Genomic DNA, 22,140 nt, shown 5'->3' on the forward strand with positions numbered 1-22,140 from the left:
CGTCGAACTCTTTGTCGTCAGCGTTTGAAGAACCCCAATGCGACGACAGATTGCCCTTGCCCTTCAGAGAGTTCATCAACGAATCGAGAATCTGAAATTTACCGCGAACTTATTTCAAACTCCCTTGTCACTCCTCATGCGGCATTGCACACTTTCGAGGCCCCTACTCTGCCCCCACCGGCATCATTTCGCGCAGGATTTTCGTCGTGAAACTGGAGTCACCCAAACAACCTCCGAGCTCGCTTTGGGCGTTGACTCAGGGAAACCGTCTGCTTTACTCAGCAGCCATTGCCTGCATGGCAGTCGGTATGCTGTTTTTGCTGCTCGTCCCGTTTGTTCTTCAGCAAACTCTCGATCGCCTTCGCGACGGTTCCGCGACTCTCACAGGCACACTCATTCCGGCGGCGGCTCTGCTCATCACGTTGAATCTCCTTCACGGCGGGTTTACATATCTGCGAGGGCGCTGGTCCGCTCAAGCCAGTGAAGCAGTCGTGCAACGTCTCCGGCGAAGACTTTACGCCCACATCGAAGCACTTCCCGCTCGATATTATGACACGAATTCAACTGGCGACATCGTCCAGCGGTGTTCCTCCGACGTTGAAACCGTCCGAGCATTTATGGCGAATCATATTGTCGAAATCGCCAAGGTCGCACTGCTGCTTTTGATCGGGCTCCCGATTCTGTTCTCTCAGGATCTCCGCATGGGACTGATCTCGATCTCGCTCTTTCCCTTCATTATTGGCTTCGGGTTCTACTACTTCCGTCGCATCCATGAGATTTTTCAGAAAGTTGACGAGGCAGAAGGCACACTGACAACCGTTCTTCAGGAAAACCTGACAGGTGTGCGAGTCGTCCGAGCTTTCGGTCAACAAGAGTCTGAAATCGACAAGTTTCGAACCGCGAACTCCGAATTTCGTGATCTCGAAATGGACATGTTTCGCACACTCAGCAGCTACTGGCCCACCTCGGATTTTCTGATCTTTGTCCAACTCGGAACAGTCCTCATCGCTGGTGCTTACTTTGCAATGACCGGAGCGATCACCGTCGGCACCTGGATTTTCTTCTGGTGGCTGACTCAAACGATCATTTGGCCAGTTCGACAGATTGGCCGCGTCGTCGCGGATGCTGGACGAGCCACTGTCGCCATGAAACGTATCAATGAAATTCTCGGCGAGCCTGAAGAGTCTGAGGAACCGGTGCCTGAAGACCCGGTCAGTGGCGAAATTACAGTCACTGACCTTTCGTTCTCCTATGTCGAAGGAGAGCAGGTTCTCGATAACATTTCCTTTTCGATCGCTCCGGGAGAGACAGTGGCCATTGTCGGTCCTCCAGGTGCCGGCAAGTCGACACTCATGCATTTGCTCGTTCGGCTGTACGACTACACCGCAGGTTCCATCACAATCGGTGGCAAGGAGCTGAAGGAAATCAATCGGCACGCGGTCCGAAGTGCTTTCGGCGTGGTGATGCAGGACCCGTTTCTGTACTCGCGGTCGGTTCGCGACAACATGATCATCGGGCGGAGTCATGCTTCACAGCAGGACATTGAAGAATCAGCATTGGCAGCGGACATTCACGGGAACATCTCGGACTTCAAAAACGGGTATCAGACAGTCATTGGCGAACGCGGAGTCACACTCTCCGGAGGCCAACGACAACGTTTGGCGATTGCCCGCGCACTTCTGAAGCTTCCAACGTTTCTCATTCTCGATGACAGCCTCAGCGCCGTTGACACTCGGACAGAAACACAGATCCTCAAATCGCTGCATGCACGCCGTGGCCAGCAGACAACCATTCTGATCGCGCATCGACTTTCGACAACGCGACTTGCTGATCGGATTTTCGTAATGGACCACGGGCGGATCATTCAGGAAGGAACTCACACCGAACTCATCGATGTAGATGGCCCTTACCAGCGTCTCTGGACCATTCAGGGAGTCGTCGAAGAAGAGATTCAGGAAGCGCTCGCGGAGGGATCGGCTCAATGACTTCAGGATGGATTGATGATGATGACTTAAAAGAGAAGAAGCTCGATCTTCGTCTCTGGAAGTCACTTTTGAACTACACACTTCATTACCGGAAAACCAGTCTGATCTTTCTGTTGGTCGCCTTTTCAGCAGCTGGAGCAGACCTCGGGTTTCCGATCGTCACAGGTTCGTTAATTTCGGAAATCGATCGAGACATCTCACAGGTCAACATCGCCTGGTACGCTGGGATGTATCTCACGTTGGCGATCGTGCTGAGTGCCTCGATCTGCGGCTTCATTCTGTGTGCGGGTCGGATTCGAACGAATGTCAGCCACGACATCCGACGTGATGCCTTCGAACAGCTGCAACGATTGTCTTTCAGCTTTTTTGACAAACGCCCTACCGGCTGGCTGATGGCCCGACTGACATCCGACTGTCAGCGGCTGTCCGTCATTTTGGCGTGGGGAGTCATGGATCTGATCTGGGGAACCACCCTTATGATCGGAATCAGTGTCGTCATGCTCTGGTTCAACTGGCGGGTGGCGATCGCCGTTCTCGCTGTTGTTCCGGTTTTGTTTGCAGTGAGCATGCTCTTCAAGAAGTGGATTCTTCGAACTTCTCGACTGGTTCGCCGAACGAATTCTCGCATCACCGGTGTGTACAACGAAGCCATTATGGGTGTTCGAACGACAAAGACGTTCGTCCGCGAGGAAGACAACCTCAAGGAATTCGATCGTCTGACTTCAGAGATGTACGAGCACTCGGTTCGCAACGCAGTGCTATCGGCAGTTTATCTTCCGATCGTTCTGTCGCTAGGCAGTGTGGCAATCGCGTCGGCTCTTGTCATGGGCGGAAATCAGGTCCTCACGTCGACCTTGGCTATCGGTGAGATGGTCATGTTTATGTACTACGCGCAGATGTTTTTTACACCTGCGCAGGAAATCTCGGCGTGGTTTGCAGAACTGCAAATGGCTCAAGCATCCGCCGAGCGGGTTTTGGGTCTGATTGATTCGGTCCCTGAAATTCAGGACTCGGAAGAGGTCAAACAGCGTCTGCAAACACTCGGCAATGACGGGTACCCGAACCATCTGGGAGTGATTGAATTCCGTGATGTCGACTTCCGCTACGGCGACGGTCCGCAAATCATTCAAGGATTCAACCTCACTGTTCAACCGGGAGAAACGATTGCGCTCGTGGGAGCAACAGGCGGTGGTAAGTCTACCGTCGTCAATCTTCTGTGCCGCTTCTACGAACCAACTTCCGGTGAGATCCTGATCGACGGAATCGACTATCGGCAACGCAGCCTCAGTTGGCTTCAGTCGAATCTCGGAATTGTGCTGCAACAGCCACACTTGTTCAGCGGCACAATTGCCGACAACATCCGCTACGGTCGACCGGAATCGACTCAGGAAGAAGTTGTCGAGGCTGCGACCCTCGTGGGAGCACATTCATTTATCACCGAAATGAATGCCGGCTACGATTCGCAAGTCGGTGAAGGAGGTACACAACTTAGCCTCGGGCAGCGACAACTTATTTCGTACGCCAGAGCTGTTCTCAAACGTCCGCGGCTTTTGGTCATGGACGAAGCGACATCATCGATTGATACCGAAACGGAGAAGGTGATTCAGGAGTCGCTGTCCAGAATCCTGCGAGACCGGACGAGTTTTGTGATCGCGCACCGCTTGTCCACAATTCGGTCCGCTGACCGAATTCTCGTCATCTCGCAAGGGAAGATTCTGGAACAGGGATCGCACGCTGAGCTATTAAAGCTTCGTGGAGACTACTACAAACTCTACACGGACCAGTCGATTCGCGACGTCGGTCGTATTGAATCGATGACTCTCAGCGACGACGACTCCGCCGAAGATTTCAACACCACTTCGTCTCGATCAGAGAAGAACCATTCATCTCTGTCGCCCACACTACGGCAACAGAAGTGACGTTCTTCAGGCAGCGACGCTGAGAAACCAGTCTCGCTGCTGGATCGATTCGAAGTCGATTTCGTTTCGAGAGAGCCCTTCCCACAACATTCCATTCCTTGGCTTGCACTGACTCGCACGAGCAAACTCAACGTTCTCAATGAGTAAGAGTGCGCAGGCGAGTACATCGGAAAGATCAACTTGCTCTTTTGAACTCGGCAACTCCTAGCTCGGAAGCATCATTCCGAAGATTGCTCGCGAGGAAAGCTGACGCGAGTTCCCGCTCTGCCCTTGGCGATGATTGCATTCTTAATCGCTCTGAGTAGACTGAATGGAAGAGTTTTCGCACTTCCAATTCTTGTCCACTCAGGTTCAACACCATGCAACTCTCACAGATTCTCCACATACGGTCCAGAAAACGACCAGTCGTGTCGCGTATCTCTGGGCAGTAGATTCTTAGAGGGTTGCAATTGTGTCTCTAGAAGAGTTCATCCAATGATCCGATATGGGTTTCCGATCTGGTTCCGTGCATTCAGTATTGGACTTTCACTCCTGATTCTCGGGAGCAGCCCTCTAGCTCTTGCTCAAGACGACGATTCTTCTCCCGCGACCGACGCCGAAGAATCCGCTTTCGAAGTCCCCGAAGAAGAAAAGCCCTTCTGGGATAGCGCACAAGCATTCGTCGATGCATACTCCGCGAGAGATGCTGAAGCCATTGGGAATCTGTTCACTGAGGATGCAGAATTCTTCGACGAACTCGGCGTCAGCACAACTGGCCGAGACAACATTGTCGCACGTTATCAATACGCCTTTGAGTCATCCCCGGAAGCGGTCATCGAATCGATTCACATCGAGGGAGTTCGGCATCTGAGCGACAACATGGCCATTGAAAAGGGAACAGTGGTCGCATCAGCTTCGGCCGACAGTCCCCGCTTTCTGGCACACTACCACGCCATCCACAAACTTGGTGAAGATGGAACCTGGAGAATTCATGTTCTGCGGGATTCACCACGGGAAGAACTTGGTCGCGGCGAACAACTCGATCAGCTCTCGTGGATGCTCGGTGATTGGATCAACGAAGATCCGGAAACAACTGTCCACACCAGTTGCGACTGGTCCGAAGACGGAAACTTCCTGCTGCGACAGTTCACGGTCATGACTCGTGATGGTCTTCAGATGAATGGAGTTCAACGCACAGGGTGGGATCCGATCCACAAGAAACTGCGGACTTGGACTTTCGATTCCGAAGGTGGCTTTTTCACCGGCTTCTGGACGAAATCAGAGGAAGGCTGGATTCTGACATCAGCTGGCGTGACTGCATCTGGAGAGACTGTCACTTCGACAGCCACATACCAGATCATCGATTCCGAAATGGTCATCTGGCAATACACCAACCTCATCATCGGCGACGCAGTCCACGGAGCAGGCGAGCCCGTCACCATGGTGCGAAGCGCTCCCTCACCGAGTCTTGAAGAAGAAGCGACCGGCGAGGAATAGCACAACACTTTCGGCTTCGATCAGGATGTGAAGACCGAAGCCACAATTACTGATCTGCAGATCCCCTGATCACGGAGCAGCGAAACGAAATCACTTCGCTCCATTTGAAACATATCCGTCACGACAACGAGTTCACTATGAAGCCTTTATCAGTTGCGAAGATCCTGTTTGCTGCTCTGTTGGTCTTCACCCTTGGCGTCCCCGCACAGAGTCTACACGCACGTGGATTCGGCGGCGGAGGTGGTGGTCGAGGGATAGGAGGCGGCGGAGGCCGCAGTTTTGGTGGTGGAGGCGGTGGCGGTCGCAGCTTCGGCGGAGGAGGTGGCAGAAGCTTCGGAGGAGGCGGGGGAATCAGCAGACCCTCAGCACCTTCGATGAGCCGTCCATCTCGACCTTCAACTCCGTCATTCAGTCGACCATCCACACCTTCGCGACCGACGTCTCGACCTTCGATTCCGTCTTCGCGTCCATCAACACCATCGTCACGGCCTTCGATTCCTTCGTCGAGGCCATCACTTCCATCTTCGCGCCCATCTGTTCCTTCGCGACCGTCAACACGCCCATCGGTCCCATCAACCCGACCCGGACTGCAGCCTGGCAACCGTCCGAGTACTCGTCCTGGAAACTTGCCGAGCATTCAACCCGGCAATCGTCCAAGCATTCAGCCAGGGAATCGACCAAGCACGTTGCCCAGCACTCGCCCAGGAGTCGACACCGGACGACCCCTGCCTTCGCGTCCATCGCAAAGACCTTCCCAACGTCCTTCCCTGCCTGGTTTGGGAGGTGGTGACCGACCGGGTATCGGAGACCGTCCTGGAACTGGAGACAGGCCAGGAATTGGTAATCGCCCCGGAGCTGGAGATCGCCCCGGTATTGGAGACAGACCCGGAACAGGCGACCGACCTGGAATCGGCGACAGGCCAGGAGCAGGAGATCGTCCCGGAATCGGTGACCGGCCCGGCATTGGAGACAGACCCGGAATCGGAGATCGGCCTGGAATCGGCGATCGACCTGGGAACCGACCGGATCGACCGTCACAACTTCCAAGCTTCGATGATCGTCGGGACAATCTCCAAGATCGCCTCGACAACCGCAACGATCGGATTTCAAATCGCGGAGATCGCTGGGACGATCGGCAAGACCGATGGAACGACAGAAACGATCGCTGGAATGACTGGCACGATCGACACTACCACCATCACGATCACTGGCACAACGGCTACTGGCACGGTCCGTGGTACCCAGGCAGTCGTTGGAACTACTGGTGGGACAATTATCCCGTGTTGTCAGCCTTCGGTGTGACAAGTTGGGCCATCAATCGAGTCGGTTGGGCCTTCGGTTATTACGACTATTACAACCCGTATGCGACTTCGACTTACATTGACAACAGCTCAATGGTCTACAACTACAGCCAACCACTCATTATGACACCTGATGAGACGACACTTTCCGCGGATCCGCAAAGTGATCTCACCGAGACACCGATTCCGGAAGAAGTTCTCAGTAACTTCGATCAGGCGCGTGTCGACTTCTACAACGAAGACTATCAAGCTGCGTTGAAATCGACGGATGCAGCTTTGGGAGAGTTGCCAAACGACGCGGTGATTCATGAGTTCCGAGCGTTGGTTTCCTTCGCATTAGGAAACTACAACGAAGCAGCCGCGACGCTTTATGCGGTTCTCAGTGTCGGTCCCGGCTGGGACTGGACCACGATGAGCGGTCTCTATCCGAGCGTCGATGTCTACACGACTCAGCTTCGTGCACTGGAAAGTTACTGCCGTTCGAATCCACAGGATCAACCTGCCCGATTTGTCTTGGCTTACCACTACGTGACCGCCGGACACGACGAAGCAGCAATCCGACAACTGCAAGGACTCGTCGAAGCAAATCCTCAGGATCAGGTTTCACGCGAGATGCTCGAACGACTCGATCCAGACGCAGAAATTCCGGACAGCCCAAAACAAGTTGAACCTCCAAAACCAACGCAGGCGATTTCGGAAGACCAGTTGGTGGGGACATGGACAGCCACACGCGGGGATTCGACCTTCGAGATGACACTCGGAGCTGACCGTGAATTCAGTTGGTCATACTCGCAGTCCGGCGGAGACGCTCAGAAAGTGACCGGAGTTTGGGGGATCGATGACGACGGAATTCTCGCCATGGAAATGAATGACGAAGGGACAATGCTTGCCCAAGTCATCGTGAAGGGAAATTCACTCGACTTCTACATGCTCGGAGACACTCAGGGGCAGGACCCGCTGAAGTTTCAGAAGAAGTAGACAGTTAAACAATGCCCGGACGAGGGGATATGAGTCCTCGGACGTGCCAAGAAACGGAATCGCCAAACTGGACTCGCAAGTTCACCGAAACCGACACACCGAATTGCGTGTGTCGGTTTCGGTTCAGTTCGTTGCAGCTGTCCGGGTTTTGACCATTTGTGTATGTGCCTGCCGCGACATGCCGACAATTCTCCGGCATGGTCGTGGCTTTGTGCATTGACACTTCGAGACATAATGTCTCTGCATGGTTAACTTTCACAGCAATAGATAAATCGGCCGCCTGAGCATGAGAGGGCGACCGCTAGAAAGAGTGATTGAATTGGATTCACAGTACTCTTCAATATCGTCTTCGCAAATTCGCAGCCGCGAACACAACGAAAATGATGTCAAACGGTCCGAGCGAGTGCATCGAGAGGTGCCATTTGCTCCAGAAGAGGTAGATCAGTGGAATCTTCAGCGGGCGAAAATTGGGAAGAGCGGTATCTGAAAGAATTTCGAAGAAAGTTCTTTGCACCGAATCGATCCGAGCTCAAACTCACTTACGGAGCACGGACGGATGTGGGGCGGGTCCGGAAGCGAAACGAGGATCACTTCGCAGTCATCCGCAACGGTCGCACTCGACAGATCATGCTGTCGAATCTTGATCACCATCTTCAGGATTATCCTGAGCACGTTACTTTTGGACTCGTTGTCGCTGACGGAGTTGGTGGAGGTCGGCGAGGAGACTACGCGAGCCAGCTTGTGCTGCAAACGATGCTCGAACTCTCAGGACGGGCGACCAGCTGGGTGATGCGTTTGACGGATTTCGAAGCCCAGGAGGTCCGGGAACGTGTCGATTCTTATGCTGCTGAAATCCAAAGCACGTTCCGCAAATTGATGAATGACGATCCAGAGTTGAGCGGAATGGGAACGACTTGGACCTCTGCCCACATCCTGGGCAACGATCTTCTCGTCGTTCATGTTGGCGACTCGCGAGCTTATCTCAGCAGCGAAGGACAACTGACTCAACTCACACGCGATCACACACTCGGCCAGGAACTTGTCGACCATGGACTGCCAGAGTCAGAAGCCAAGCGTTTCCGTCACATGCTGACCAACAGCTTCGGAGGAACCAGCGAGAAGGTTCGAGCAGAGATCGCTCACCTTGAAGTTCAAGCGGGTGACCGACTCATTCTCTGCACAGATGGTCTCAGCGACATGCTCTCTCAAGAGACGATGCAGCAAGTTCTAATTGAAGAAGCGGAACCACAATCGGCCGCTGATCGACTCGTCGAACTGGCACTCGCTGCGGGCGGTCGTGATAACGTGACGACGATTGTGGCGCACTTTCATCCCGATGAAGAAGTCTCCAAAGAAGATATCGCCCGCCTTGCGGAGACGGATGTCGACGTTGATATTTTGCGAGACTGAACAGCTCTGTCACACTTGAGCGGCCAACAAACTCTCTCATGTTCCGGGGAATTCTGTCGCATTGAGCTTTGTCCATCAACAAGTTGAGGCCGTGTTTCAACATGAAACACGGCCTCAGGTCATTCAGTTTCAATCAGTAATCAAATCAAAGTTCACGAACAAGAGACTGTTCGATCTTACTTCGCTTGACGGATTTTGAGGTCTTTGAATTCCACCCACATGGGCTTGCCTGCATGCAGCTGCAAAGCCAAAACGCCTTCAGTCCTCGCGAACTCGGGATGGTTGTCGGTGCAATCGAGAATCAGCGTTCCGTTGAGGTAGTGCTGCAAACGATGACCTTTGGCAACGATTCGGACTTCGTTCCAGTCATCGAGTTTGAAGAGTTTCTTAAACTCGTCTGCGGTCAGGAAAGTTTCGACAAGCTCTTTTCCGTCGGCAGTCCAAACGGCTTTTTCTCCGACCAGACACATCCGGCCGCGTTTGCCACCTTCGTCGTAAATGAACCCAGCGACGCTGGGGAGTTCGTTTTCGTTACGGATTTCGTGTTGGTAGCCGCGAACCACCCATTTGTTTCGAGCTTCATCCGGGTTGATATGTCGCGAGCGATATTGAATTCCGGAGTTGTTCGTTGTTGAACAACGAAACGCCAGTGACAACTCAAAATCAGAGACGGGCTCTTCTTCCCAGATCAGGAATGTGTTTCCGTTGGCTGAATTTTCAGCAGTCGTTTCCCCATGAATCACACCATCTCGGACCGACCACAAGCGGGAATCTCCATCCCAACCGGACAGATCTTCACCGTTGAAAATCGTTTTCCATTCACCTGCTGACGGGTCAGCAGCATTGGCATGATTTGACGTAAATCCTTGAGACAGGACGACGAATGCAGAAAGAGCGAGCAGTGTTCTTATCATGTATCTCTCCGAAAACAGACAGCTTTCCATCGGGGTCAGAATAGATGCACATCCTCGCCTGCTCATGAAGAGGCGTCAATGGTGCATGCAAGTTTTCCGATGCCATTCGTTTGAGAACGAAGAGAAGAGCCAAACCAAATCAATGATTGGTATACAGATGAATTCCGAGATTAATCGCGCATGTCTGCAAGAGCCGATGCGAAACGTGCATTACTGAGCGATTGATTTCGAACCGCTTGCGGAACCCGCAATCGGGAATCCAGCGGGGAGAGGTCGTGAAGCAACCCAGAAACCGTAGTCGTGTAAGAACGACTTCAACTCCTGATGCAGCTCGTAGCTGTCGGGATAGACCCAGAATGTGATCGTCGCGTTCGTTCCTTGAGAAATCAAAGCACGCCGGAATTGTGAGTGCGACTGCAGTGCCTCAGCAGAAGTCTCTCCACGTACATCATCCGCCGGACGGATCACCCAGTCCGTCACGCTGACTTTGACGAGACTGGCTCCATATCGAGAGTCTCCGAGCAAGCCATTTGAATGTCGTTGAACCAAAAATTCCATCTCGTAACCGTTCACCGGACCAACTGTCGCTTGATAGCGAGGCTGTTTGAGCAGAAAGTCTTTGCGTCGCTGCATTTGCTGTTTGACGAGATCGGTCAATTCATCAACCGGCACATAAGAGACCTGTCCGTTCTCAAGGCAGAAGTGAACCTCTCGCCCCGAGACGGCCCGGCCGACAGGGTTCAATCGGTGCGCCAGTTTTTTGGTTTCAGGTTCTTCATTCTGCACGTTAGCGAGGCGTTCTCTGAGTTGTCCGATCACTTCTGAAGATCGTTCATTCTCTGCTTCGATGAGTGCCAGTTGTTGCTGTCGCTCCGTGAGCGAACTCTCAGCTGACAACAATTGGCGTCCCAGCTCTTCCGACTGCTGCAGCATCTCTTCACGATCACGTTGCTGCTGCAGGAATTGATCGCGAACAGTTTCCCACTCTCCCCCAAGTTGAGCGAGTTCCTGTTGCATCCGTTCGAAATCTTGCAGCATTTTCGCAGAGACAGCTGCATTCGGAATCGGCTCGAATTCTTCGATCTCCGGAGGAACAAACGGAGCAACTTCGACTGGAGTTTTCTTCGGAACAGCGACCGGGATGAAAGCGAAGTCGACGGAAATCGGCTCGTCATCGTCCACCGGTGCATTTGCCCACAGGGTCACGGTGTCGGAAGATTCGATTTCCGCCACTGGTTCCTGTTTCGGAATCGACAAGATCGGTGTTCGGCTCACGCGCACACCGGCCACGACAATCAGAATGATCAGAATTCCGACGATGTTGGCAACGATGTCCAGAAAGGAGTCCGAGCCAAACGCCGTCTCTTCAACTTGTCGACGTACCATGGTTCAGAACCTTGTTACCGAGTTTGCGTCAAACGTTTGTCGTTCACGACTGATTTTCACGCCACCGAGCAGAATCATCGGACCAATCAGTCCAATGAATATTCTGCGACGGTTGGCGTCCCCCATTGATTCGTCAAATCTTTGACCCGGGCGTAGTGCTGATTGCCTCCCGGATGGATGACGATTTTGACCGTTGGTTTCCAAAAGAATGAATCAGGAGCCGCTTTCCAGGATTGCGTATGCTGGCGAACTGCACGCGTCACCGCTCGTTGAATCTGACCGGACGTTGCTTCGAGTGGAACGTCGATATCCAGTTCATCCTCGATGCTGATCAGTTCCGGGCGAAGGTGAATGGCGATTTGTCGTTCGATGCCAATGGCGCCGCGGCGTCTCGGAATTGTCCAGGGAATCGACATTGGTGACTCGTCATCATCCCCACCGGGACCAGCTGTGAACTGAGAAGAACTACTGTTCCCAGTCGATGATGCATCGAATGCATCAATCGGACGAGACGCCACATTGGGCAGAAGGCTTGGCGGCTGTTCTGGAACGATATCAGGCAAATCGCCGACAGCTGGCGAGTCCTTCCCCGTCGATCGTTCGTCTGCATTGCCGGACGAACGAGATGATCGTCCGCGAATCATGGTTTGTGGACGTGCTCGCTCTGACGCATCTGCTTCCCCAGGTCGCCCCTGAGGGTTCGACCGTGAGAGCAGACTTGATTCGGCGTCACTCAATCCCAATGACGATCGCTTCGGATCAGGACGCTCTTCACTCAACGGTGAAGAAGAGCTTGAATCCGGCCGTTCACGATCGCCTGCAGGACTGAGTGGTTTTAGTGTCAGCGGTTGAGTGGAGGAACTATACGGTTGGCTCGCGGCACTCGACGAAGGAGTTGTAGGTCGAACCTGTTCATTCAGTGGAACTTTCTCCACGAAGCTTCGATCTCGTCGATGCGGCGAGACCCACTTTTCGTCACCGAGATACATTCCCCCGCTCGACTTCGATGCATTCTTCATCGATGGCAGTGAGAACGTTCCGTCTGTATCTGCAAAATCGAGTGGGCCATCAGAACGAACCAGACCATACCCAGTTCGGGCAGCGACGTGTTCGCGTTCCGAAAGAACCTGTCGTACGGCACGCTCGCAGGCAGCCGCAGCACCGGGATCGGTTTCCGGCCAATTCAATTGTGTTTCGTCACTCACAAGTTCATAACCGAAATCATGATCGAGTTTGGAAAGCAATCCCCGAGCGACATAAAACCCGGTCGTTCCTCCCGGTCGCACAACGAGCAAGAGGTACGGTTTGTCGACGCCGGTTCCGTTACGTTCCCAGTATTCGAGAAGTGCCTCTGCCCCTGACCGCAATGGATTGTATTCCGGAGGAAATCCGCTCAATTCCATCGCACTCAACGCGATGCCTTCCGAAACGAACCGCAGCTCTGTCGCAGTACATTCGATCAGAATCGGCTTCTTCGCTGTTCCGGTCATCGTGTCGTAAGCGACGATTTCAGTGGCTGCCGTCGCGTTCGAAAGATTTTCTTCCGCTCGAGCGATCTGCCGCGTCAATTCGATGGATTCGGTCACCATCTGATTGCGTGCAGCAATTTGAAGTTGTTCGTCTTTCTCAATCTGACTCAGCACGTCACGAAGTTTCTGCAACCGATCTTCGTTAACGATGACGGATGTCTTTTGCCGTTCGAGTTCTTCTTTCAATTCAGCAACGGCAGCCAGTCGCTGCGAGATTTCCTCCGTCTTGTCCTCGATTTGAGCTCGCAGCGACTGAATTCTGTCGGCGAATTCCAAGTCCATTTTCCGTTGGATCTGATCGCGTTCGTTGAGAGACCTCAAGTGCTCGGCACGTAGACGTTCTTGTTGCCTTTCCCAGAGGCGACGTTCCCAAGCGACATCTTCCTCAGATGTTGGCGTCAAAAGTGGGTCGATCGGTTGATCCGGATCGATTTCGTTTGGCTTTTTGACAGTCAGTGGAAGTTCGGGAACTTTCGGGAGTTCCGGGAGTGGATCAACGACCTCAACCGGGCTCTGAATAGAAACAGTCGGAAGTTCAACAAGAGCTTGCTTTTGAATCCGACGAGTGGTGATCAGCAATAGAAAGATCAACGCCCCCATCGTGCAGACGAGAACTGCAAGAAAGGGAAACAGGTTGACAGATGGTGTACTCTTGCGTCGGCTCACGATGTTGCTGACCGCTGGTTATGTTGCGCCACAGGTCGTGGCTGTCGGATCGAAATCAGTTCAGTTGTTCGCGATGGCTGGCGATCATTCTCGCCGTGCCTGTTGAACATTCATCACACTGTCGTCGTATGTTCGCGTAAGCAGAGGCTTAGCGATGACGACTCGCAACCGCTTACGCGGCATCCCGAGTTCGGGCTCTTGCTGTCAGCAGGTGCACAGCTGCGGTGAGGTTGTGAAGCGTTTGCTCGAACGTTTCTCCTGTCCGGACAACTTCGAGATTTCGATCGAGTTGAGTCTGAAGCCGGACCAGTTGTTCTTCCTGGCCGACAATCCGTTCCAGCTGTCCTCCATGTTCAAGCAACGCTGCACTCTGACGGGTCATCGCCAAAGTCAATTGCTCAAGCTGTCGCTGCCACGAATCAGTTTTCGACTGCCAGGACTCGACGCGGGTTCCGAATTCATCAAGCGTTCTTGCAAGGTCGCGATGCTGCTTCGTCGCCGCTTCCTCAGCACTTTGCTGAATCTGAGACGAAAGAGTATTCAGTCGCTCGAGCAGGACAGCTTCTGATGCCTGCCGGTCGTCGTTGATTCCAGACAAGTTCTTCGACAGCTGTTCACTCAGTGACTTTTGAGCATTCAGGAACTGGTCCCGATATTCAGCCAGCTGTTGAGCGTGATTCGAGAGCGCAGTTTCCGTTCCGTCTGAAAGTGATCCGGAAAGATGAGCCTGTTGCTGCTCAAGAGTGGAAACCCAGTTCTGTCGAAGTTCATCAAGGGCTGATGACCATGTTTCCGTTTGAGCGCTGATCAGTTCGGCTGTCTGCTTCAGAAGATCTTCGGCTGCTTTTGTCTCAGCATCAAACAACGGATGCGAGCGATCTCCGGTCACTCCGATTGGGAAACAACGATTCACTTCGAGTCGGCAACGCTCATCGATATCCGTCAACAAACCCTCTTCTGCCCGTTTGACGAACAGCGATGCAAAGCCGAGGACTAGCGACAATGACAACGCCAGTGCCGTCGTATCAAAAGCAACCGCGAGGCCACCGGTCACAGCGTCGAGGGAAGTATCGAGTTGCTCCGGAGTCACATTGGCAATCGCCAGCGTGATTCCCATCACAGTTCCAAGGAATCCCAGAATAGGAATCGACCAGATGACCGTTTGAAGGAGTGCATGACTCGCTTGCAACCGATCCATCGCAGATTCAGAGAGATAAACGAGATGTTCGCCCAGCCCGTCACCGTTTCGGCGTCCCTTGAAGAACGCGAGCAAATGCTCCAGTCGGCGTCCCCATTGGGTGTTTTCCAGCGACTGGGAAGTCGAGGTCAGATGACTCTGAAAACGAGCCACATTCTCCTCAAGCTCGTCACTCGGATTCGAGATTCCGAAGGTCGTCACCTTACGAAACGCCCTTCGCTCGAAGATCATCGTGACCGCTTTGATCAGGATGATCGCGAAACCGACGAAGAACAGTCCGGCGAGAACCCGTTCCAGTGGATGACCGCAGAAATAACGGATCGCGAGGTCTTTGCCGACAGGCAAATGAGGAAGACCTTGGTACAACCCCCAAGTCATCGCCCCCGCCCAGATCCATGGCGCTGTAAAGAAGCGATAGACGAGGCCAGGTTCCTGGAATTGATTTGGCTCAGGCATGATAAAATTCACGTTCTGGGGCACACTTCGGCAATCCATGCCGAATCTTGCGAATTTGTAGTACAATCGTTCGTATCACTATGATCGACTTCTTCGACAAAGATTGTTTACGGAATGCTTGATCCCTGTCCGTTTTCAGGAAGGTTCTCGAAGAGACTGTCGGAAGTGAGAGGTTTGGTATGCCCATCAAATTTCGGTGTCCCCACTGCGAGCAATTCCTTGGAATTTCTCGTTCGAGAGCTGGTGCCATCACCGATTGCCCGACTTGCGGAAGGACGATTCGCGTTCCGCAACTTGATGGATCGATCGTTCCGCTGCCCAAACCCGAAATCAATCTTGGAGATAGTCAGCTTCGCGATGCGCTCTCCGCACTCGCCAGCCTTGAGGGTGATTCATCTGCCCAACTGACCTTGACAGCGACTTCAACCGAGAAAAGTGCTTCGAAGTCTCGTTCAGAGCCGGAAGTAATCGATTCAGTCGATCCGAGACCGGTTGTCGTCCCGATTGCGGAGAAGCAATCCGTCGAAGCACTCGATGCATCCATCAGCGATGGCGAAATCGATGTACTCGCGGAGCTCGGCAAGCTCAATGCGGCACCTTCATCTTCGTACAAGAAAGTGAACTCGCCTGCTCCCCAAACGAGTAGGCATTGGAGATGGTTGATTCTGGGTGGAGTCGCTGCCTGCGGTTTCAGTTTTCTATTGGGGCGAATGTCCTCCAATGCAAGTTCAGTCGAAGAACCACAGGCAGTGGTCATCGCGAATAAAGTTCCCGCCCCGGATCCGGAGGTTGTCGTTCCTCCTGTCGCTCCCGAGGCCGAAGAAAATCCCGAGACTCCGGTCGCTGCTGACCAGCAAGATGCGACACTCGTCGGAATTGTGACTTGGACTGATCCAGCTGGAGAAACTCGTCCTGATAAGGGGGCTCGCGTGCTCATCCTTCCACGCGAGCGGTCGGGAAAAAGTCGGCTTCCCGAAGAGGGCTTACGTGTCGGCGCCAATTCGAGTGACGAAGCAGTCCTTTCGGCAGCGATTGCCGCACTCGGCGGTCAGTTGACGGAAGCCGATTCCGAAGGCAAGTTTCATTTCGCGCAACTTCCTCCGGGGCAGTATGGAGTGCTGGTGGTGTCGCGATTTCAATCTGCTTCTTCCGCTCAGCAACTGGCTCCAGAGGTAATTGAGTTTCTCCAGACGTATTTCAATCAGCCTGAACGGCTCTGGGGGCGCGTCCAGGCGAACTTCCAATTCATCAAGGTTCCGACCGAACAGGGTAAGCAAATCACAGTCGAGTTTTCTGATCGTTAGATCGTGTGAAACACCCTGCCCCATTCGAGTTAGCATGCGGACGTTTGATCTCGACAGGGAGAATCACTTCCCGCCGAAACTCTTGCAGATTTTACAACCACGCCTCCTTGAAAAGTGTTGAGACATCAACGACGCGATCGTTCGACGCGGAGTTTGACTGTCTGGCACACCTCTCGAAGGCTTCAGCTGCGAAACTCTTGCAGAGAAATCCGCGTTGACCGCTTCGACGAAACGCTCGTACACTCCGTCCTCGAAACCGCTCTCGATTTCATCTCGAATGGATTCTCCAGTCTGCAGGAAGCACTCTGTGAGCACCTCCGCCAAACAACTTATTCCTTTCAGCCAGTTCGAACAGTTACGAGCCGGCCGCGAGATTATTCGTACCGAGGCAGAAGCCCTCCTCAGCATGGCGAGGGAACTCGACGCATCGTTTCTGCACGCCGTCGATTCCATTTCCAGATGTTCCGGAAGTGTCATCGTCTGCGGAATGGGCAAAGCTGGCCTGATCGGCAAGAAGATTACCGCGACCCTCTCATCAACCGGCACGCGCGCCCACTTTCTCCATCCAGCGGAGGCAGTTCACGGCGACTTAGGCTGCCTCCATCCGGACGACATCCTGCTGACGCTTTCCAACAGCGGAGAAACAGAAGAAATTCTCAACGTCATTCCCGTTGCGAAAAGATTGGGATTGTCGGTGATCTCCATCACAGCCACGAATCAGAATTCCCTCGCGGAACAGTCCGATATCGTGCTTCCCATTGGAAGAACCCGAGAAGCCTGCCGATGGGGGCTTGCACCTTCGACCAGTACAACGGCGATGCTGGCCTTAGGAGACGCACTCGCACTCGTCGTCAGCGAATGCAAAGGATTTCAACCGCACAACTTCGCCCAGTTCCATCCGGGCGGAAGTCTTGGTCAGAAACTCAAACCTGTCGTTGAGGTGATGCGTCCACGTGATCAACTGCGGATCGCGTCTGATCGAGAAACAGTACGACAGGTAATTTCCCGTTCGGCACGTCCGGGACGCAGAACTGGCGCGATGCTTTTAGTCAATGAAGAAGAAGCCCTGACCGGGATCTTTACAGACAGTGACCTCGCCCGGCTCTTAGAGTCACGACAGGACGAACTCTTCGATGATCCCATTGCCAGCGTGATGACTCGACATCCGCTGACGGTTTCCGCAACGGCCCTCTTTTCAGAAGTCGTCGATCTTCTTGCAACTCGCAAGATCAGCGAGATTCCGGTCGTCGACAATCACGGGGCTCCCGTCGGGTTGATTGACATCACCGACGTCATTGCGTGGCTCCCGAATGAACAAACCCCCGGACCACATACGCAGGAGAACTGACTGTGGTTCGATTTGTGGTCTGTCTGGCCGTGACAATGTTTCTGGCCTCCGCGTACTTCATGTATGCCGGAGTGATGCTCCCGTTGACGGCCATTCAAAAAGCCCCTGATCCTCTCCCGTCGCTGAGTTCCACCGACTATCGCCCCCCTGTCCTCTCCGAAGCTGCCGAGCAGTATTTTCCGGATCTGGACTGGGTGAACTCCGAACATCTGGAAACGTTCGAGTCTCAAACACAAGACCTGATGCTGTTCACTCAGAATACGAAGCGAGTCTTCGTCAGCGGACAAAGTGGAAGCGGTGAAGACGACGGACGAACGGTGGAAATGTCCCCCGTGGCTGTCCTCTGGAAAGATCCACGAAATCCGGAAGCGCGCCCGTTCCGCCTGATTGCCGACCGCGCGCTCGTTCGATTTCAAAACCGATTCTTCGACGAAGCTCTCGAGCTCTCCAACAGCCGCCCCGGCAGAGTGGTCTGGGCATCGCTGGAGGGGACCGTGCACATCGACGGACCAGATGGGCTCGTGATCGACGGTCAGCAATTCATTCTGTCAGAACAGAGTGCCCAGCTTTATAGCGACCGTCCCATCCGATTTCGGTATGGTCCCACCGAAAACGATCAAACTGAATTCAGTGGATCATCTGACCAGATCGCAATTCACCTGATGACCGATGACGCCCCGCTACTCGGAAAAGATCTCCCGCAGGTGAGCGGAGTTCACAGCTTGATTCTTCGTAAGAACGTCCTGATCAACACGACCTTCGTCAGCGACGGTAAGCGAGAGCAAGCGAAAATCGCGTGCGATGGACCATTTGAATATGACTTCCAACGTCGCTTCGCCTCGTTTGAAAGCGACGTTGTTGTCGATCACATTGTTCCCAATGGTCAAGAATTCGACCGACAGCAATTGCATTGCCAGCGGTTGGAAATTGATCTCGAACCGGAACTGGCATCGGAAGTCACAACTTCGAAAAGCAAGACTTTGGAGTTAGACAATCTAACGTTTAGACGATTGCAGGCGTTCAATACCACTCGTCGGCTGGGTGGGCGAATTACACCTGTTCAGCTCACTTCCGATGAACATCAGGTTCAGGGAACGATGAGCCAGCTCATCTACGACGCGTTGACACGGACGGCGGTCATGCTCGATGAACAGGGAGTCATCGTGCGTCAGAACGAGACGACGTTCCGTTGCCCGCGAATCAAATTCACTCACACCGACAAGAATGACCTGGAGACAATTGAGTGCCTCGGAGCTGGTGAGTTGCTCGTCACGAGCGAGTCGTTTGGTCAAACTCCCGTCCGCGCAAAATGGGACCAAGAAGTCAACGTCCTTCCAGAGTCCGGCACGAATTTGCACATCGTCGAATTGAACGGAAATGCAGAATTTACGATCCCGAAAACGGATGACCCCAAAGCGGGTGCCCTCAGTCAGGTCGGCATCGCAGCCGATCAGTTGAAAGTCTGGGTCGATTTCAAGAATGCAGAGTCGCTGCAAAAATCGGATTCGCTCCTCAAGTCGCAACTGCCAGTCTCTCGGGCACAAGCCATTGGAAACGTGGCGATGGTCTCACGCGACGCGATCATCGAGCGGGCTCAGACGATCGATGTCCGAATCGCTCATTCTGAGGAATCTCGTGAAGCAACGGAATCCAATTCCCAGCCTCCCACCAAAGAGAACGGACGCAGCAACAAGTCAGACGAGGAAGCTGCCAATCCACTGCGAGTCGCTGCCCAGTCGATCACCGTGCACCTAGAGCACAATTCGGCCGATGGGAAAGTGGATGTTCGCAAAGTTGATGGTCGCGGAGATGTCGTCATGACCCATCAACCTGAGCCGAACGAATCGCTTCAGGAATTGGGTGGTGAGAATCCGATTGTCATGTCCGGCGTGCGCGTCGTGGCGCATCGCGACCGCCAGCAGAATGAATACGTCACACTTCTCGGCCAACTCGACGATCGCGGCACAGTCACTGAACCAGCCATGATTGCGTTCGGCTCTACAAGGATCGGCGGAGCGAATCTCGCGTTCGACCGGACCGGAAATACAATCTCCATTCTCGGCCCCGGAAAACTACGTGTGCCGGTCTCCAAAAATCTTGAGGGCAAGGAACTCGACACTCCCGGCATGATGGAAGTCGTCTGGCAGGAACGAATGACATTCGACGGTGAAACGGCGCGTTTCTTCGATTCGATTCGCTGCTCCTTCGACAATCACGGAGAAAACCTCACCAGCCTGAACTGCGAGAATCTTTCAGTCCGCCTCACAGATCGAATTCGATTCGACAAAGGGACGAAGGATTCTGACTCCGTCGAACTTCACAGCATTCACGCCACGCAACTTGTGGAATTTGAATCGTATGAGTTCCTGAAGAATCAGCTCGTTGGCGTTCGAAAGGGTCAACTCGACGATTTCATTGTCGACCAATCTGCTGATCGATTCACTGGTCGCGGTCCAGGTCAGTTTCATATTTGGTCGTTCGGCAACTCAATGAAACTTGCCCCGGATGGAAAAGCTGAAGCCAATCGCCCGATTCAGGCCAATGAAGATCAATCCTGGAGATACTCGACCATTGAGTTTTCGGGAGTGATCAACGGAAAGATTACAGATCGCTCGGCGAGTCTGGAGAATCAGCGAATCGAGATTCTCTCAGCCCCCGTGGAACAGGCTCACATTAAATTCCATCGAGACGAAATTTCGTCCGGACGCTCACAGGCTGCAAACGCAGTCTGGCTTGGCTGCCGCAATCTCCGGATCAATCAAAAGTCGTTCGGTGACAAGGACTATTGGGAACTGTTTGCCCGAGAAGCCACAGAGCTGGAAGGCGAACGATTTCGAGCAGTTGCGGACGAGCTTTCGTTCGACGAACGCATGGGACGTTTCGTTCTGCGGGGAATTGGCCGCGAAGCGACCCTCTACTTCCAAGAAGCACCGGGAACGCAGTTCCGCCCTTCATCGCATCAGTTGATTGAATTCATCCCGAAACGACGAAGCGTCACCGTCGACGGTTCGACCGGTGTTGGCGGCTAGACCACGTTTTGTGATTTCTCATCACTCGCCTGAACGCACTCTCAAAAAACAAAGCGAGCCATCCTGATCGACGATCGAGAATGGCTCGCTGGCTTGTGTTGCCTCAGAGGCAATTGCAATCAGATCTATTCTGCAAATGCTGCGTCGAAGGCGACGTTGCTTGGCTCGAAATCAATGTTGTGACAGAAGTCAGCAGCTTCTGCGGCACCTTGATCTCGGTTCATGCCGGAATCTTCCCACTCGACAGAGAGTGGCATGTCGGCTGGATATCCAGCGGCATTCAAAGCGCGAATGATTTCTTCGAAGCGAACTCCGCCACGTCCCACGCTGCGGAAGTCCCAGCCGCGTCGTGGATCGCCGAAGGAAAGATGGCTGGCCAGAATTCCGCTGCGTCCGTTAAGAGTTGTCGCAGCATCTTTCATGTGCACGTGGTAGATTCGGTCCGGGAATGCTCGAATGAACTCGACCGGATCAACTCCCTGCCAGATCAAGTGGCTTGGATCGAAGTTGAATCCGAATTCTTCGCGGCGATCGATCGCAGCCAGTGCTCGTTCGGCTGAGTAGATGTCAAAGGCGATTTCAGTCGGGTGAACTTCCAGAGCGAAACGCACTCCGCATTCCTGGAAGACGTCAAGAATCGGATGCCAACGATCGGCGAACTGCTGAAATCCACCATCGAGCATCGACTTCGGTGTCGGTGGGAAATCGTAGAGCAGATGCCAAATGCTGGAACCGGTGAAACCGTTAACCACTCCCACTCCCAGCTTCTGGGCAGCGCGAGCGGTGTTCTTCATCTCTTCGATGGCTCGTTCGTTGACTCCGGCAGGGTCACCATCTCCCCAAACGTATTCTGGAAGAATCGACTTATGGCGTTCATCGATGTTGTCGCAGACAGCCTGACCGACGAGGTGGTTGGAAATCGCGAAGAGCTTGAGATCGTGGCGTTCCAGAAGATCACGTTTTTTCGCGCAGTAAGTGTCGTCAGAGAGGGCTTTGTCGACTTCGAAGTGGTCTCCCCAACAGGCGAGTTCCAATCCATCGTACCCGAACCCTTTGGCCTTTTTAGCGAGTTCTTCCAGCGGTAGATCCGCCCATTGGCCAGTGAACAAGGTAACAGGACGACCCATCTTATACTCCTCTCGCGGAAATCGAATAAATGAACGAAGACTGATCTGAATTCAACTGTGAGAAAAGTACAGAACGATGCCTGAGAATTCAAACCCTCCCGCCTACCATCCAGA

The 22,140-nt window shown here is 53.5% G+C and carries 15 protein-coding genes; 9 read left to right on the forward strand and 6 right to left on the reverse strand.

The features are described 5' to 3' along the window. The first annotated feature begins 206 nt into the window (after positions 1–206). The 3 genes from AB1L42_RS20840 to AB1L42_RS20850 all read left to right on the forward strand — a co-directional run bounded on the left by AB1L42_RS20840 (position 207) and on the right by AB1L42_RS20850 (position 5,380). Entirely contained in the window at positions 207–1,985 is a 1,779-nt protein-coding gene (locus AB1L42_RS20840) for an ABC transporter ATP-binding protein (RefSeq protein ID WP_367060916.1), read from the forward strand. Continuing rightward, a complete protein-coding gene (locus tag AB1L42_RS20845) occupies positions 1,982–3,904 on the forward strand; it encodes an ABC transporter ATP-binding protein (RefSeq protein WP_367060919.1) in 1,923 nt (640 codons plus the stop codon). The genes AB1L42_RS20840 and AB1L42_RS20845 overlap by 4 nt, the downstream gene beginning before the upstream one ends. 474 nt (positions 3,905–4,378) lie before the next feature. Continuing rightward, positions 4,379–5,380 carry a nuclear transport factor 2 family protein gene (locus tag AB1L42_RS20850; RefSeq protein WP_367060922.1) on the forward strand — a complete coding sequence of 334 codons (1,002 nt, stop codon included), beginning with the start codon at positions 4,379–4,381 and terminating at the stop codon, positions 5,378–5,380. 118 nt (positions 5,381–5,498) lie between these two features. Here the strand turns inward: AB1L42_RS20850 and AB1L42_RS20855 are convergent, their stop codons facing one another. After that, positions 5,499–6,017 (reverse strand): hypothetical protein, encoded by a 519-nt coding sequence (locus AB1L42_RS20855; protein WP_367060925.1) that lies wholly within the window; start codon positions 6,015–6,017, stop codon positions 5,499–5,501. A 149-nt stretch (positions 6,018–6,166) separates the two neighbouring features. Between AB1L42_RS20855 and AB1L42_RS20860 the strand changes: the two genes are divergently transcribed. The 3 genes from AB1L42_RS20860 (at position 6,167) to AB1L42_RS20870 (ending at position 9,069) form a co-directional block, all read left to right on the forward strand. Then, positions 6,167–6,682: a hypothetical protein gene (locus AB1L42_RS20860; protein ID WP_367060928.1), complete on the forward strand. Its 516-nt coding sequence runs from the start codon at positions 6,167–6,169 to the stop codon at positions 6,680–6,682. Next, complete coding sequence (locus AB1L42_RS20865) at positions 6,661–7,659, forward strand: tetratricopeptide repeat protein (RefSeq protein WP_367060931.1); 999 nt, start codon at positions 6,661–6,663, stop codon at positions 7,657–7,659. Before AB1L42_RS20860 ends, AB1L42_RS20865 begins: the two co-directional genes overlap by 22 nt. Before the next feature lie 444 nt (positions 7,660–8,103). Beyond that, entirely contained in the window at positions 8,104–9,069 is a 966-nt protein-coding gene (locus AB1L42_RS20870; RefSeq protein ID WP_367060934.1) for a protein phosphatase 2C domain-containing protein, read from the forward strand. A gap of 176 nt (positions 9,070–9,245) precedes the next feature. Here the strand turns inward: AB1L42_RS20870 and AB1L42_RS20875 are convergent, their stop codons facing one another. From AB1L42_RS20875 to AB1L42_RS20890, 4 genes are all read right to left on the reverse strand, one after another. Continuing rightward, positions 9,246–9,983 carry a DUF1080 domain-containing protein gene (locus AB1L42_RS20875; protein ID WP_367060937.1) on the reverse strand — a complete coding sequence of 246 codons (738 nt, stop codon included), beginning with the start codon at positions 9,981–9,983 and terminating at the stop codon, positions 9,246–9,248. 210 nt (positions 9,984–10,193) lie between these two features. After that, positions 10,194–11,369 carry a hypothetical protein gene (locus tag AB1L42_RS20880; RefSeq protein ID WP_367060940.1) on the reverse strand — a complete coding sequence of 392 codons (1,176 nt, stop codon included), beginning with the start codon at positions 11,367–11,369 and terminating at the stop codon, positions 10,194–10,196. An 86-nt stretch (positions 11,370–11,455) separates the two neighbouring features. Continuing rightward, positions 11,456–13,564, reverse strand: coding sequence for a hypothetical protein (locus AB1L42_RS20885; protein WP_367060943.1), 2,109 nt, complete (start codon positions 13,562–13,564; stop codon positions 11,456–11,458). 172 nt (positions 13,565–13,736) lie between these two features. Next, positions 13,737–15,218, reverse strand: a complete 1,482-nt coding sequence (locus AB1L42_RS20890; RefSeq protein ID WP_367060946.1) for a MotA/TolQ/ExbB proton channel family protein — start codon at positions 15,216–15,218, stop codon at positions 13,737–13,739. Between the two features lie 179 nt (positions 15,219–15,397). Here AB1L42_RS20890 and AB1L42_RS20895 point away from each other — a divergent pair, with 179 nt between their 5' ends. From AB1L42_RS20895 to AB1L42_RS20905, 3 genes are all read left to right on the forward strand, one after another. Continuing rightward, the gene (locus AB1L42_RS20895) at positions 15,398–16,522 is read left to right on the forward strand and encodes a hypothetical protein (protein ID WP_367060949.1); all 1,125 of its coding nucleotides are present in this window, start codon (positions 15,398–15,400) and stop codon (positions 16,520–16,522) included. A 307-nt stretch (positions 16,523–16,829) separates the two neighbouring features. Continuing rightward, positions 16,830–17,870: a KpsF/GutQ family sugar-phosphate isomerase gene (locus AB1L42_RS20900; protein WP_367060952.1), complete on the forward strand. Its 1,041-nt coding sequence runs from the start codon at positions 16,830–16,832 to the stop codon at positions 17,868–17,870. 2 nt (positions 17,871–17,872) lie between these two features. Next, positions 17,873–20,899 carry a hypothetical protein gene (locus AB1L42_RS20905; protein WP_367060955.1) on the forward strand — a complete coding sequence of 1,009 codons (3,027 nt, stop codon included), beginning with the start codon at positions 17,873–17,875 and terminating at the stop codon, positions 20,897–20,899. A 125-nt stretch (positions 20,900–21,024) separates the two neighbouring features. Here AB1L42_RS20905 and AB1L42_RS20910 read toward each other — a convergent pair whose 3' ends face one another. Continuing rightward, positions 21,025–22,026, reverse strand: a complete 1,002-nt coding sequence (locus AB1L42_RS20910; RefSeq protein ID WP_367060958.1) for a sugar phosphate isomerase/epimerase — start codon at positions 22,024–22,026, stop codon at positions 21,025–21,027. Positions 22,027–22,140 lie beyond the last annotated feature (114 nt).

The organism is Thalassoglobus sp. JC818, from assembly GCF_040717535.1.
In the GTDB taxonomy this organism is placed as follows: domain Bacteria; phylum Planctomycetota; class Planctomycetia; order Planctomycetales; family Planctomycetaceae; genus Thalassoglobus.

Bases quoted from the DNA above. Each gene is read 5' to 3' on its own strand.
- AB1L42_RS20895 (WP_367060949.1), top strand. From the start codon at position 15,398: ATGCCCATCAAATTTCGGTGTCCCCACTGCGAGCAATTCCTTGGAATT.
- AB1L42_RS20855 (WP_367060925.1), bottom strand. From the start codon at position 6,017: ATGCTCGGCAAGTTTCCAGGACGAGTACTCGGACGGTTGCCAGGCTGC.
- AB1L42_RS20850 (WP_367060922.1), top strand. From the start codon at position 4,379: ATGATCCGATATGGGTTTCCGATCTGGTTCCGTGCATTCAGTATTGGA.
- AB1L42_RS20845 (WP_367060919.1), top strand. From the start codon at position 1,982: ATGACTTCAGGATGGATTGATGATGATGACTTAAAAGAGAAGAAGCTC.
- AB1L42_RS20880 (WP_367060940.1), bottom strand. From the start codon at position 11,369: ATGGTACGTCGACAAGTTGAAGAGACGGCGTTTGGCTCGGACTCCTTT.
- AB1L42_RS20890 (WP_367060946.1), bottom strand. From the start codon at position 15,218: ATGCCTGAGCCAAATCAATTCCAGGAACCTGGCCTCGTCTATCGCTTC.
- AB1L42_RS20875 (WP_367060937.1), bottom strand. From the start codon at position 9,983: ATGATAAGAACACTGCTCGCTCTTTCTGCATTCGTCGTCCTGTCTCAA.
- AB1L42_RS20910 (WP_367060958.1), bottom strand. From the start codon at position 22,026: ATGGGTCGTCCTGTTACCTTGTTCACTGGCCAATGGGCGGATCTACCG.